14 protein-coding genes are annotated in these 13,654 nt (G+C 47.1%); 9 read left to right on the forward strand and 5 right to left on the reverse strand.

Annotated elements, in window-relative coordinates:
- The 4 genes from Pas1_RS03785 to Pas1_RS03800 are packed head-to-tail and all read right to left on the reverse strand — an operon-like array spanning position 1 to position 2,269.
- Positions 1 to 537 (reverse strand): RDD family protein, encoded by a 537-nt coding sequence (locus Pas1_RS03785; protein ID WP_112294554.1) that lies wholly within the window; start codon positions 535 to 537, stop codon positions 1 to 3.
- Between the two features lie 9 nt (positions 538 to 546).
- Positions 547 to 1,188, reverse strand: a complete 642-nt coding sequence (locus Pas1_RS03790; RefSeq protein WP_192874764.1) for a DUF3106 domain-containing protein — start codon at positions 1,186 to 1,188, stop codon at positions 547 to 549.
- A 35-nt stretch (positions 1,189 to 1,223) separates the two neighbouring features.
- Positions 1,224 to 1,703, reverse strand: coding sequence for a DUF3619 family protein (locus tag Pas1_RS03795; RefSeq protein ID WP_112294555.1), 480 nt, complete (start codon positions 1,701 to 1,703; stop codon positions 1,224 to 1,226).
- Positions 1,700 to 2,269 carry an RNA polymerase sigma factor gene (locus tag Pas1_RS03800; RefSeq protein WP_112238374.1) on the reverse strand — a complete coding sequence of 190 codons (570 nt, stop codon included), beginning with the start codon at positions 2,267 to 2,269 and terminating at the stop codon, positions 1,700 to 1,702. The genes Pas1_RS03795 and Pas1_RS03800 overlap by 4 nt, the downstream gene beginning before the upstream one ends.
- 193 nt (positions 2,270 to 2,462) lie before the next feature.
- Here Pas1_RS03800 and Pas1_RS03805 point away from each other — a divergent pair, with 193 nt between their 5' ends.
- The 6 genes from Pas1_RS03805 (at position 2,463) to Pas1_RS03830 (ending at position 9,102) form a co-directional block, all read left to right on the forward strand.
- On the forward strand, positions 2,463 to 4,244 hold the full coding sequence (locus Pas1_RS03805; RefSeq protein WP_112294556.1) for an acetolactate synthase 3 catalytic subunit: 1,782 nt from the start codon (positions 2,463 to 2,465) through the stop codon (positions 4,242 to 4,244).
- Positions 4,244 to 4,735: an acetolactate synthase small subunit gene (gene ilvN / locus Pas1_RS03810; RefSeq protein WP_112204366.1), complete on the forward strand. Its 492-nt coding sequence runs from the start codon at positions 4,244 to 4,246 to the stop codon at positions 4,733 to 4,735. The genes Pas1_RS03805 and ilvN overlap by 1 nt, the downstream gene beginning before the upstream one ends.
- Before the next feature lie 54 nt (positions 4,736 to 4,789).
- Complete coding sequence (ilvC, locus tag Pas1_RS03815; protein WP_112204364.1) at positions 4,790 to 5,806, forward strand: ketol-acid reductoisomerase; 1,017 nt, start codon at positions 4,790 to 4,792, stop codon at positions 5,804 to 5,806.
- Between the two features lie 27 nt (positions 5,807 to 5,833).
- Positions 5,834 to 6,481, forward strand: a complete 648-nt coding sequence (locus Pas1_RS03820; protein ID WP_112238370.1) for a phosphatidylserine decarboxylase — start codon at positions 5,834 to 5,836, stop codon at positions 6,479 to 6,481.
- Between the two features lie 10 nt (positions 6,482 to 6,491).
- Complete coding sequence (gene pssA / locus Pas1_RS03825) at positions 6,492 to 7,349, forward strand: CDP-diacylglycerol--serine O-phosphatidyltransferase (protein ID WP_112209337.1); 858 nt, start codon at positions 6,492 to 6,494, stop codon at positions 7,347 to 7,349.
- A gap of 205 nt (positions 7,350 to 7,554) precedes the next feature.
- A complete protein-coding gene (locus tag Pas1_RS03830; protein WP_112209336.1) occupies positions 7,555 to 9,102 on the forward strand; it encodes a 2-isopropylmalate synthase in 1,548 nt (515 codons plus the stop codon).
- Here Pas1_RS03830 and Pas1_RS03835 read toward each other — a convergent pair.
- The gene (locus tag Pas1_RS03835; protein ID WP_112204357.1) at positions 9,099 to 9,692 is read right to left on the reverse strand and encodes a lipid-binding SYLF domain-containing protein; all 594 of its coding nucleotides are present in this window, start codon (positions 9,690 to 9,692) and stop codon (positions 9,099 to 9,101) included. The genes Pas1_RS03830 and Pas1_RS03835 overlap by 4 nt on opposite strands.
- Positions 9,693 to 9,913: 221 nt before the next feature.
- Between Pas1_RS03835 and rpsO the strand changes: the two genes are divergently transcribed.
- From rpsO to Pas1_RS03850, 3 genes are all read left to right on the forward strand, one after another.
- The gene (gene rpsO / locus Pas1_RS03840) at positions 9,914 to 10,183 is read left to right on the forward strand and encodes a 30S ribosomal protein S15 (RefSeq protein WP_112204355.1); all 270 of its coding nucleotides are present in this window, start codon (positions 9,914 to 9,916) and stop codon (positions 10,181 to 10,183) included.
- A gap of 269 nt (positions 10,184 to 10,452) precedes the next feature.
- Positions 10,453 to 12,624 (forward strand): polyribonucleotide nucleotidyltransferase, encoded by a 2,172-nt coding sequence (pnp, locus tag Pas1_RS03845; protein WP_112294557.1) that lies wholly within the window; start codon positions 10,453 to 10,455, stop codon positions 12,622 to 12,624.
- A gap of 21 nt (positions 12,625 to 12,645) precedes the next feature.
- Positions 12,646 to 13,647 carry an NAD(P)H-quinone oxidoreductase gene (locus tag Pas1_RS03850; protein WP_112204351.1) on the forward strand — a complete coding sequence of 334 codons (1,002 nt, stop codon included), beginning with the start codon at positions 12,646 to 12,648 and terminating at the stop codon, positions 13,645 to 13,647.
- Positions 13,648 to 13,654 lie beyond the last annotated feature (7 nt).

Genomic DNA, 13,654 nt, shown 5'->3' on the forward strand with positions numbered 1-13,654 from the left:
TTAGCCTAATTTCACCTGATTGGATGGCAAGATCACCTGACGTGTTCCCGCCAATCGATCGGGTATTCCTTGGCGCATATTTGGGCTGACCCGATCGAAGTAGATGCTCAGTGGCCATAAAAAGAGTGCCACAAAAAATAGCATTTCAATAATCTGCCAACGATGTAGATCAAGACAGAACTGGATACCGATGCAGGGCAATAGCCAAAGAGAGCCATAAACATAGCGACGTAGTGCTTGAGCTCGAGTAGGCGCCATGCCATTGACCGCAATCAAGCGAATCCGCCAAGTTTGCATTGCTAAAGTTTGTCCCGTCTTGGCCCAGTACCAAACAAAATAAATGCCCAGCACAAGGTAGAGGTATAAAAAAGTGAGCCAGCTTGGCAGGGAGACGCCAAACAAGAGACCCAATGCTAAGTTGGGCAATAAGAAAGTTAAGGCTACAACACCTAATAAAACGAGTTGCTCATAGAGGGTGCAAAATACGCGCCGCCAAAATAGTGGTGCAGGCAATACATTTAACTCAGCAGGAGTCATGTAGTTTGCTTAATACGGATTTGAGTTAGCGGGGTTGTCGCCGCTAGCTTCAGGTGAGCCCGCACTAGGGTTCGCTGGTGTACGAGATGGCTTAATCACAATATCCGATTTTTGAGTAATGGGATGTTGTACTAATGTGGGTGAGCTCACGGCATTGGGTTTCTTTTTGCTTGCCTCCAGCTTAGCCAATTTCTTTTTTTGCTCTTCACTCAGTTTTTGATAGGCACTCCAGGCCTCTACTTTTTTATCTGCAGGGAACTTGAGGCTGGCAAGATAGTTCTCGCGCGCTAGGCGACGGTCCTTTTGAGACAGATTGGACCAGCTGGTCATTCTGGATTGAAGTCGTTGTTGCTCCTGTTCACTCATCTTGGGGTAGAGATTCGCTACTTGTATCCAACGCTTGCGGCTCTCAGGATTCAAGTAATCCCAATCGTTTTCAAGCGGAGCCAGAATGGCTTGCTGATTTGGCTTGAGTCCGTCCCAAGTGCCATCAGTCGTTTTTTCTGGAACACCTGATGCTTTTGCGTGGGCCGGAGCGCCACCAGCTGCTGCTCCTTGAGCTTGAGCATTATGTAAACCCATAGGTCCAGAAAAACAAAGAGCCAGCAGGGTTAAGCTGCTGGCAAGATGATTTTTGAAGAAGTGATGCATGCGTTCAATAGAGCCGACTTAGTATCGGCGATGGCTTAGCGATGAGAAGGGTCTAAGGAGGCTGAATCCGAATCAGAATCAGAATCTAAATCAGAAAGAGGGCCGTTCTTCAAGAAGCTCAAAAAGCCACTATCAGCATAGGCATCTGGCGGAACGTCATCGGTCAACAAGGCCGCATCGACTTGGGCAATGTCATTGATTCGGGAATCTTGTTGCCACTGCGCGATACCATAGAGACCAAGAACCAAAAAGGCCACGGGAGCGGCCCATCTCACGCTATCCCATAACGGGCTAGAGTGTGATGACCAATTGCCAGCATTACCAGCCAATACGTTAGAACGAACTGCTACCTTCTGGGCTTTACTCACAGAAAGCGCCTTCATACGGGCGGCATAAAGACGGTCTTTGATATTCGCAGGTAAATTTTGTGCTCCCTGACGCAATAGGGCAGCGCTCGCTAGGCCGAAACGGTCAGCTTCTGTAGAGGTCAAATTGTCATGTTTGGCGCGGTTCACAGGGTAATTCCTTTTAATTTCAATGCTTTAGCTAAAGACTGAGTTGCTCTCGAACAATGTGTTTTTACACTACCTTCGCTGCAATTCATGGCTTTGGCAGTATCAGTAATACTAAGCTCATCCCAATAACGCATGAGGAAGGCTTCTCGTTGACGGACAGGTAATTTAGATATTTCTGACTCCAAAGCCTGTAAAAGCTGACTTTGTTCCATTTTTTGGGACCCATCCTGATGAATTTGGCTGTCATCAGGGGCAGAAAGCTGCTCTAAAGGGTCAAAATCATCGTTTTCATCGGTTTTTTTGCCCATACTGGAAAACAGGGTTACCCAGGCATTTCTGACCTTTTGCCGTCTAAACCAGTCATGGATGCGGTTTTGCAAAATCCGGGTAAAGACCAGAGGAAGCTCGCCTGCTGGCCGATCACTGTACTTTTCAGCCAATTTGATCATGGCGTCTTGAACAATATCCAGAGCGGCATCGTCGTCTCGCACAGCGTAGACCGCTTGTTTAAAAGCGCGCTGCTCAATACTGCTTAGAAAGTCAGATAGTTCTTGGGCTGATGCCATGCAATGGATTAGACCTGAATCGGTATTGGTTGAGCTATTTTAGGGGATTGCTATAGAATAGAGGGCTTACTGCCGAGAAACTCATTCAAGAAGTGGCTTTCTTTGGCAGCAGCGCCGTTCGAACCCGGGTCATAAGCCAGGGACAGAACAGACCAAACAATTTTTTGCCGAAAATTGCAAAGGACGAAAGAAAATGAATACAAGCAGCGCAGAATTTTTAGCTAAAACAGCTAATAAAGACTCAGCAAACTCCAATACCCCAGTACCCGAAATGATCGGTGCCGAAATGCTCGTGCATGCTTTGCACGCAGAAGGCGTTGAATTTGTCTGGGGCTATCCTGGTGGAGCAGTGCTCTTTATCTATGATGAAATTTTTAAACAGGATAAGTTTGAACATATCCTGGTTCGCCATGAGCAAGCAGCCGTTCATGCGGCCGATGGCTATGCGCGTGCTACTGGTAAGGTTGGTGTTGCATTGGTGACATCTGGTCCAGGAGTAACGAATGCCGTTACCGGGATTGCGACTGCCTATACCGACTCGATCCCGATGGTGATCATCAGCGGTAACGTGCCAACTTACGCTATTGGTGAAGATGCTTTTCAAGAAGCAGACACTGTGGGTATTACTCGCCCAGTGGTGAAACACAACTTCTTGGTCAAAGACATCAAGGATTTGCCACTCGTCTTGAAGAAGGCTTTCCATATTGCACGCACTGGAAGACCTGGTCCAGTTTTGGTCGATATTCCAAAGGATATCTCTGCAACCAAAGGACCATTTGTTTATCCAGAAACTCTGGAGATGCGTTCCTACAACCCGGTTGTGAAGGGCCATAGCGGTCAAATCCGTAAAGCGGTTACTTTGTTGCAAGAAGCAGAGCGTCCTTACATCTACACCGGTGGTGGCATCATCTTGGCCGATGCTGCACCAGAATTAAAAGAATTTGCAGACCTCTTAGGTTACCCCGTCACCAATACCCTAATGGGCTTAGGCGGTTTCCCAGGAACCAGTCCGCAGTTCTTAGGCATGCTGGGTATGCACGGCACCTATGAAGCCAATATGGCAATGCAGCACAGCGATGTGCTGATTGCGATTGGCGCCCGCTTTGACGATCGTGTGATCGGTAATACCGAACACTTCGCAAGTCATCCTCGTAAGATCATCCACATCGATATCGATCCGTCTGTAATTTCCAAGCGGGTGAAGGTCGATGTTCCCATCGTTGGCAACCTCAAAGAAGTGTTGCAAGAGATGACTGCACAGCTCAAAGCAGCTGGTCCTCGCAAGAACGATGCCAAGCTTGCAGCGTGGTGGACACAGATTAATGAATGGCGCAAAAAAGATTGCTTGAAATATGACGAGCAGTCACAAATTGTGAAGCCACAGTACGTGATTCAAAAGCTCTGGGAGCTCACTGGTGGTGACGCCTTTATTTGTTCTGACGTTGGCCAGCATCAAATGTGGGCAGCGCAGTTTTATAAGTTCGACAAACCCCGTCGCTGGATTAACTCGGGTGGTCTAGGCACCATGGGCGTGGGCTTGCCATACGCCATGGGGATTAAGAAAGCCTTCCCAGACAAAGATGTCTTCACCGTTACTGGCGAGGGCTCGATCCAGATGTGTATTCAGGAGCTGTCGACCTGTAAGCAATACAACACACCCGTGAAGATCGTGTCCTTGAACAACCGTTATTTAGGTATGGTTCGTCAATGGCAGGAGCTCACCTACAACAAGCGTTACTCCAGTTCATACATGGATTCTTTGCCAGACTTTGTAAAGCTGGCAGAGGCCTTTGGTCACGTTGGCATGCGCATTGAGAAGAAGTCCGATGTCGAGGGTGCGCTCAAGGAAGCCATTCGCCTCAAAGATCGCACGGTATTTATGGATTTCCAAACCGATCCAGAGGAAAACGTTTGGCCGATGGTCCAAGCTGGTAAAGGTATTAGTGAAATGCTCTTGGGTAGCGAGGATCTCTAATGCGACACATTATTTCCGTTTTATTAGAGAACGAACCTGGCGCTTTATCTCGTGTGGTTGGACTATTCTCGGCACGTGGCTACAACATTGAGACTCTTAGTGTTGCGCCAACTGAGGATTCTTCCTTATCGCGCATGACAATTGTGACTGTCGGTTCTGAAGACATCATTGAGCAAATCACTAAACACCTCAATCGCTTGGTTGAAGTAGTTAAGGTCTTTGATTTGACTGAAGGTCCTCATATAGAGCGTGAGCTGATGATGATTAAGGTCCGTGCAGTAGGTAAGGAGCGCGAAGAGCTCAAACGCACAACCGATATTTTCCGTGGTCGCATTATTGATGTCACTGATAAGAGCTATACGATTGAGCTGACTGGTGACGGCATGAAGCTCGATGCATTTATCGATTCGATTGATCGTGCCTCGATTCTAGAGACTGTGCGTTCTGGCGGTTCTGGTATCGGCCGTGGCGAACGGATTTTGAAGGTCTAATTTTTTAACTGATTCATTACGAAGTAGCAAACATTATTCACACAAGGAAAGAGCATGAAAGTTTTTTACGATAAAGACGCTGATTTGTCCCTCATTAAAGGCAAAAAAGTCACCATCATTGGTTATGGTTCACAAGGTCATGCGCACGCATTGAATCTGAATGACTCTGGTGTCAAAGTCACCGTGGGTCTACGTAAGGACGGAGCCTCTTGGAAAAAAGCAGCTAACGCGGGCCTAACAGTAAAAGAAGTTTCTGAAGCCGTTAAGGATGCAGATATTGTGATGATGCTTTTGCCTGATGAGCAAATTGCCGAGGTTTATAACAAAGAAGTGCATGCCAATATCAAGCAGGGTGCTGCTTTGGCGTTTGCTCACGGCTTTAACGTTCACTACGGACAAGTACAACCTCGTGCAGATTTGGATGTGATCATGATTGCGCCTAAAGCACCTGGTCATACTGTACGCGGTACTTATGCTCAGGGTGGCGGTGTACCCCATTTGATCGCCGTGTACCAAGATAAATCTGGCGCCGCTCGTGATATTGCTTTGTCATATGCAACTGCCAATGGCGGCGGCCGCGCTGGCATCATTGAAACTAATTTCCGTGAAGAAACTGAGACTGACTTATTTGGTGAGCAAGCGGTTCTGTGTGGCGGTGCGGTTGAGCTGATCAAAGCTGGCTTTGAGACTTTGGTTGAAGCGGGTTACGCTCCAGAAATGGCTTACTTCGAGTGCTTGCACGAACTCAAGTTGATTGTGGACTTGATCTACGAAGGTGGAATTGCCAATATGAACTACTCGATTTCAAACAATGCTGAGTATGGTGAATATGTTACCGGTCCTCGTGTTGTCACTGAAGATACCAAGAACGCCATGCGTCAGTGCTTGAAAGATATTCAAACTGGTGAGTACGCCAAGAGCTTCATCCTAGAAAATAAAGCAGGTGCGCCTACTTTGATTTCTCGTCGTCGTCTGAATGCTGAGCATGATATTGAAATCGTGGGCGCTAAATTGCGTGCCATGATGCCCTGGATTGCCAAGAACAAATTGGTTGATCAAACCAAGAACTAATTAGCTAATAAGCGAGACCCTAAAAAGATGATGTATCCACACCCCCTGATTGCTAAAGAAGGTTGGCCCTATTTGGCAGTCTTGGGAGTGCTGACATTAGTTGTCCACTCTTTGGGTGGCTTTACTTGGTCATGGCCTCTTTGGATTTTGTTTTTCTTTGTTCTCCAATTTTTTCGTGATCCACAACGAATTGCTCCATTGGGACGCGATTTAGTTCTGTCTCCTGCTGATGGTCGTATCGTAGTGGTTGAAGTCACTCAAGACCCTTATGCCAAGCGTGAAGCTTTAAAGATTAGCGTCTTCATGAATGTCTTTAATGTCCATTCCAATCGCAGTGCAGTGAACGGCCTTGTTAAAGAGATTCAATATTTTCCAGGTAAGTTTGTGAATGCTGATCTGGATAAAGCTTCTCTAGAGAATGAGCGCAATGCCATGGTGATCGATGCTAATGGTCAGACTGTGACCTTAGTGCAGGTAGCTGGCTTGATCGCGCGCAGAATTCTTTGCTATGTTCACGTTGGTGATCGCCTCAAAGCAGGGGAGCGCTACGGTTTTATTCGCTTCGGCTCTAGAGTGGACATCTATTTGCCACTAACAGCAGTCCCCATGGTTAGTGTGGGCGATCGGGTTTATGCAACTAACACTGCTTTAGCTCGTTTACCTGGCTTAGATTAAAGAATTGAGAATGCCTACCTTTAGACGCCGTGGTCGAATCGAGAGAAGTCGTACTTCTCGCTCCCACTTCAAGCATTCTGACGATCGCTTATCAGCAGAGCTGGGTGATCCTCTGGATTACGAGGTCGAAGAAATTGCGCATCATCGCCCACGCAATAAAGGGATCTATTTATTGCCTAACGCTTTCACAACCGCAGCGCTCTTTAGCGGCTTCTTTGCGATTGTGAATGCGATGAATCATGAATTTGCTATTGCAGCAATTGCGATTTTTGCTTCTCTAGTTTTAGATGGTATGGATGGGCGCATTGCTCGCATGACTAATACCCAAAGCGCCTTTGGCGAGCAATACGATTCATTAGCAGACATGGTTTCATTTGGCGTAGCGCCTTCGCTTGTTGCCTATGAGTGGGTTTTGAAGGATCTTGGTAAGTGGGGCTGGTTAGCTGCATTTACTTATTGTGCTGGCGCTGCTTTACGTCTCGCTCGCTTTAACGTCAACACCCAGGTGGTGGACAAACGTTTCTTTCAGGGCTTGCCAAGCCCAGCTGCTGGATCGCTCTTAGCCGGCTTTATCTGGTTAGCAGATGACAACAAGATCCCAGTGAAGGATTACGCGATTCCTTGGGTCACCTTTTTGATTACCGTTTATGCAGGTTTAACCATGGTCTCCAATGCCAAGTTCTATAGCGGTAAAGCCTTAGATGTGCGCTATCGGGTGCCTTTTGGCGTGATGGTATTGATGATTCTTGGCTTTGTATTGATTTCCACCAATCCACCCCTGACGCTGTTTGGCTTCTTCGTCATTTATTCGATCTCAGGCTATGTGATTTGGGCCTGGGAAATGATTAATCCTAAACGATTTGGCTAATCCCCAAATTTTGGGGTATAGTAAATCCATGTTGATGAACTTCTCACTTTTAACCGGCCTCCTTCTAGCACTAAGCCTAAAGCTTGGGGCGGGTAAGGCCTGAGTTGATGAGACGCCAATAATTCATTAACCACCACATACCAGCCCCAGCAATTTGCTGGGGTTTTTTATTTTTAAGAGCGTAGTTTTGAATCGGAGAGTAGCGATGAATGACAAAGTAATCATTTTTGACACCACCTTGCGTGATGGCGAACAGTCGCCTGGCGCCTCCATGACTAAAGACGAAAAGGTACGAATTGCCCGTCAATTAGAGAGACTTAAGGTCGACGTGATTGAGGCCGGCTTTGCTGCCAGCTCAGAGGGCGATTTTGCAGCAATCGCTGCAGTTGCCGCAGCTGTCAAAGATTCCGTGGTGTGCTCACTCGCTCGTGCTAATGAAAAAGATATTACCCGTGCATCCGATGCTTTAAAGCAAGCCAATGCCAAACGTATCCACGCCTTTATTGCTACTAGCCCTTTGCATATGGCAGTCAAATTGCGAATGTCGCCTGAGGATGTATTAGAGCAAGCCAAACGCTCAATTCGTTTTGCCAGAAACTTAGCTAGTGATGTGGAGTTCTCGGCAGAGGATGGCTATCGTTCTGAGATTGATTTCTTGGCAAGGGTAGTAGAGGCGGCAATTTCTGAAGGTGCGACAACGATCAATATCCCTGATACCGTAGGCTATGCCATCCCTGAGCTGTATGGCAACTTCATTCATACCTTGCGTAGCAAAGTGCCAAACTCTGATAAAGCGATTTGGTCGGTGCATTGCCATAACGATTTGGGTATGGCTGTTGCTAACTCTTTAGCTGGTGTGAAGATTGGTGGAGCGCGTCAAGTTGAGTGCACCATTAATGGCTTAGGTGAGCGTGCAGGTAATACTGCATTGGAAGAGGTAGTAATGGCTTTGCGCACCCGTAAGGATTATTTTGATTTAACTTGCGGCATTGATGCGACGCAAATTGTGCCGGCGTCTAAATTGGTTTCTCAGATTACGGGTTTTGTGGTTCAGCCCAATAAAGCAGTAGTGGGTGCGAACGCCTTTGCGCATGCCTCTGGTATTCATCAAGATGGCATCTTAAAAGCCCGCGAGACCTATGAAATCATGCGTGCCGAGGATGTGGGTTGGTCTACTAATAAGATCGTTTTGGGCAAGTTGTCTGGGCGTAATGCATTTAAGCAACGCCTGCAAGACTTGGGTATCGCCGTTGAGTCAGAAGAAGAGATGAATGAGGCCTTTATTCGCTTCAAGGCTTTGGCTGATCAGAAGGTTGATATTTTTGATGAGGACATTATTGCCATCATGTCCGACTCCGCAGCTTCTGAAAAAGCGGAGCATTATCAATTTATTTCTTTGAGTCAGCATTCTGAAACAGGCGTACGTCCTAAATCAACCATTACTTTCCGAATGGGTGATCAAGAGGTGAACTCTGAAGCCGAAGGCAACGGTCCAGTCGATGCGAGTTTGAATGCGATTGAAGCTAAGGCCAAAAGTGGGGCAGAGCAGTTGCTCTATTCAGTCAATGCCATTACTTCCGGAACGCAGTCACAAGGTGAAGTCACGGTGCGCTTGGCTAAGGGCGGGCGGATTGTCAATGGTGTCGGCACTGATCCTGACATCATTGCGGCTTCGGCCAAGGCCTACTTATCAGCCTTGAATAAATTACATGACCCAAGCCAAGCTAAGCTCAATGCCCAGATGACCCCTTAATTGAGGTCTGAGTCTTTGTAATACTTCGTACCCTTGCCGGTGATCTCTGCGGCAAGGCCTGAGTCTGTTAATTGGTACATCAGCAAACCTGGAGCGGCAACAACCGCACCCGCATAAGCAGCGCCATCCTTTTCGTATTTGGCGGCTACAGTTGTTTGTCCACCAAAGGTCCAGCCTGAGTTAATGAAGTCATTCAAAGCAGTTTGCGTTTGAAAGACAAAAATATTTTGGAATGACTTAACGCCCAGGCCAACACCGGCTTGCACTTCTGCCATGTCCATATAAATAGGCTTTGTGCCATTTTTGCTGATCACTACGCCACTACCAGAACCTCCACCGGCGATCAGAATCTTCATGCCAAAGTTGCTAAACGTGGCATAGGCAACCGCATTCTCAACTGCGGCTTTGGAGCTGGGTTCAGTCTTGTAGAGCCGCTGCAAGATCTCCCGATTCTTCTTGAGAATCTCTTCTCGCTGCTGGGCAACGGTTTTATCGCTGCCAAAGATGGAAGAAAACTGGGCAAAAGCAGGGGAATTGCCCAGCAAAAGCCCAAAAATACCTAAAAATACCAGTTTGCGCAGGGATAGCATTTATAAGTCCTTGATTTAATTGAAATATTTATAATTTAATCGGTTCAATGACATCAGAATACCAATATTTCTTTTGGCCATAGTGCTGGCTCAGAAGCCCTTAGCTCTGCTACAATTCGATGGCTTTGATTTTTAAAGCTTTTTTGTTTATTTGTTAGTTTTTTAATCGCACGACACCAGTTGGGTGAAAGCTCAGGTGATCGCAAGTAAGGAGTAGGAAAATGGCAGTTGCTGATATTAAAACGGCGGAAATCGTCAAAGACAATGCGCGCAGCGCAAACGATACGGGCAGTCCTGAAGTGCAAGTTTCATTGCTCACAGCCCGAATCAATGAATTAACCCCCCATTTCAAGGCTAACGCTAAAGACCATCACAGCCGTCGTGGCTTGTTGAAGATGGTTTCACGTCGCCGTCGCCTTTTGGATTACCTCAAAGGCAAAGACTTGGGACGCTATCGCGCACTGATTGAGAAATTAGGTCTCCGTAAGTAATTCTTATTGGTATTGCTATGCCATCTTCCTTAGGATTGTTTCTTTCTAGATTCGGTCTTAAGCAGATGGCATGTTTTTGAGTGCTTCAAGATTATTTGTATAGGGGATCGTGTCATTCCAATGGGTTTCTGAATTGCGTATTTAGAGTCTCCCTGGAATGGCATCCCTTGTAATCTTCAAACACTCCAGTGTTGTCGTGACACTGCTTTATCCCACGACAAGCGTCATGCTCATGTGAGTCTGGCGTGAACAATTTGGAGAAGATCAGAATGACTATGTTTAAAAAAGCAGTAAAGAGTTTTCAATGGGGCAATCATCAAGTAACCATGGAAACTGGCGAGATTGCTCGTCAAGCAGGTGGTGCCGTTATTGTTAACGTTGATGACACTGTTGTTATGGGTACCGTAGTTGCCTCTAAGACCGCTAAGCCAGGTCAAGACTTTTTCCCACTCACTGTTGATTATTTAGAGAAGACTTACGCAGCAGGCAAGATTCCTGGTGGTTTCTTCCGTCGTGAAGGTCGTCCATCTGAAGGCGAGACTTTGATCTCCCGTTTGATCGATCGCCCAATTCGTCCATTATTCCCTGAAGGTTTCTACAACGAAGTTCAGGTTGTAGTGCATGTGTTGTCAATCAATCCAGAAGTGCCATCGGATATCCCTGCTTTGATCGCTGCATCTGCAGCTTTGGCTGTTTCTGGTATTCCTTTCAGCGGCCCAGTCGGTGCAGCCCGTGTGGGTTACACCAATGGCCAATATTTACTGAACCCAACCCGTACTGAGCAAACTACTAGTGAGCTCGATTTGATTGTTGCTGGCACACAAGCTGCAGTATTGATGGTGGAATCAGAAGCAAATCAATTATCTGAAGAGATCATGTTGGGCGCGGTAGTGTTTGGCCATGACCAAATGCAAACTGCCATCAATGCAATTAATGATTTAGTCCGTGAAGCTGGTAAACCCGAGTGGGACTGGCAGCCTGCACCTAAAGATGAGCCATTGATCGCTAAAATCACTGCCTTGGCTGAAGGTCCATTACGTGAGGCTTATCAGATTCGCCAAAAGAGCGCTCGTTCTGAGAAGCTCAAAGCCACTACTAAAGAAGTATTGGCAAAGTTGGCGCAAGACGGTGAAGTCGATGAAGTTGTCGTTGGCAACATCATGTTCGAAATCGAAGCCAAGATTGTGCGCAGCCAGATTTTGAATGGTGAGCCACGTATTGATGGTCGTGATACTCGTACGGTTCGCCCAATTGAAATTCGTAATGGCGTATTGCCACGCACTCACGGTTCAGCATTGTTTACTCGCGGTGAAACTCAGGCGCTTGTAATTGCAACCTTGGGTACTGCACGTGACGAGCAGATCATCGACGCACTCGAAGGTGAGTACCGTGATCGCTTCATGTTCCACTACAACATGCCTCCATTTGCTACTGGTGAAACTGGTCGCGTTGGTAGCCCCAAGCGTCGCGAAATCGGTCACGGCCGTTTAGCAAAACGCGCATTGATTCCAGTATTGCCAAGCCCAGAAGACTTTGCATACAGCATTCGTGTGGTTTCAGAGATTACTGAGTCCAATGGCTCTTCCTCAATGGCTTCTGTTTGTGGTGGTTGCTTAGCCATGATGGATGCTGGTGTTCCTGTTAAGGCGCACGTTGCTGGCGTAGCAATGGGCTTGATCCTTGATGGTAATCGTTTTGCGGTCTTAACCGATATTCTCGGTGACGAAGATCACTTAGGTGATATGGACTTTAAGGTAGCTGGTACTGCTAACGGTATTACTGCTTTGCAGATGGATATCAAAGTACAAGGTATCACCAAAGAGATCATGCAAGTAGCCTTGGCGCAAGCTCAAGAAGGCCGTTTACATATTCTGAGCAAGATGCAAGAGGCGATGGGTTCAGTTCGCACTGAATTATCAGCACATGCACCACGCATGGTCAGCTTCAAGATTCATCCAGACAAGATCCGTGAAGTCATTGGCAAGGGTGGCGCAACTATTCAGGCTTTGACAAAAGAGACTGGTTGCAGCATCGACATTAAAGATGATGGAACTGTAACCATTGCATCTACTAGTGCTGAAGGCATGGCTGAAGCAAAAGCCCGTATCGAAGGCATTACTGCTGAAGCTGAAGTCGGCAAGATCTATGAAGGCCCAGTTGTGAAGTTACTCGAGTTCGGTGCTTTGGTTAATATTCTTCCTGGTAAAGATGGCTTGCTCCACATCTCTGAGATTTCTACTGAGCGTGTGAAGGAAGTGAAAGACTATTTACAAGAAGGCCAAGTTGTTCGCGTGAAACTGTTGGCTGCTGATGAGCGTGGTCGTTTACGCCTATCACTCAAAGCGGCGATGGCAGATGAGGGCGGAACGATTGAGCCCTTAGCTGGTAGCACTGCTGCTGAAGGTGCAGAAACTGCTCCAATCTCGGAAGAATCTAACTAAGTTTTTCATTCGAGGTTCGTCATGCGCGTAATGGAAATCAAAGAGTTTGGCGCACCAGAAATGCTGGTGTCTGCCACTCGCCCAGATCCTGCAGCTCCTGCTGCGGGTTCTGGCGAAGTCTTGATCCGCGTTCTCGCTGCAGGCATCAATCGTCCAGATGTGCTCCAACGCAAAGGTCACTACCCAGTGCCTGCTGGGGCATCGGATATTCCTGGCCTAGAAGTTGCTGGAGAAATTGTCGGTGGTGATTTAGCACATGCAGACAATGCCTTTGGCTTGAAGCTTGGCGATAAGGTATGTGCTTTGGTTCAGGGTGGTGGTTACGCACAATTGTGTACCGCGCCGGTTGCCCAATGTTTGCCTTACCCAAAGGGATTTTCAGATCAAGAAGCAGCTGCTTTGCCTGAAACCTTTTACACCGTGTGGAGCAATGTCTTCATGCGTGGTGAACTTTCCGAAGGTGAAACCTTGTTAGTGCAGGGTGGCTCTAGTGGTATTGGTGTGACTGCCATTTTGATTGCGAAGGCGCTCGGTCATAAAGTGTTTGTAACTGCGGGCTCAGATGAGAAGTGCGCTGCGTGTCTAAAGCTAGGTGCTGACTTAGCAATCAATTACAAAACCCAAGATTTTGTTGAAGAGATTAAAAAAGCGACGGATGGCAAAGGCGTTAACGTCGTGTTGGATATGGTTACTGGATCATATGTGCAGCGTGAGTTGGAATGTTTGGCCGATGATGGTCGCATTGTGATTATTGCGATCATGGGTGGCTCAAAAGCCGAAGTCAATACAGGACAGATTTTGCGTCGCCGTTTAACCATTACTGGCTCTACTTTGCGCCCCCGTCCCGTCTCATTTAAAAAACAAATTACCCATCAATTGCACGAGCGCATTTGGCCACTGCTCAATGCGGGCAAACTCAAACCAGTGATTTACAAAACTTTTTCACTGGAAGAGGCGGCTGATGCCCATCGCTTGATGGAGTCTTCAGAGCATGTAGGCAAAATTGTCTTAACGGTTCAATGATCTAAAG

The organism is Polynucleobacter paneuropaeus (assembly GCF_003261235.1).
GTDB lineage: Bacteria > Pseudomonadota > Gammaproteobacteria > Burkholderiales > Burkholderiaceae > Polynucleobacter > Polynucleobacter paneuropaeus.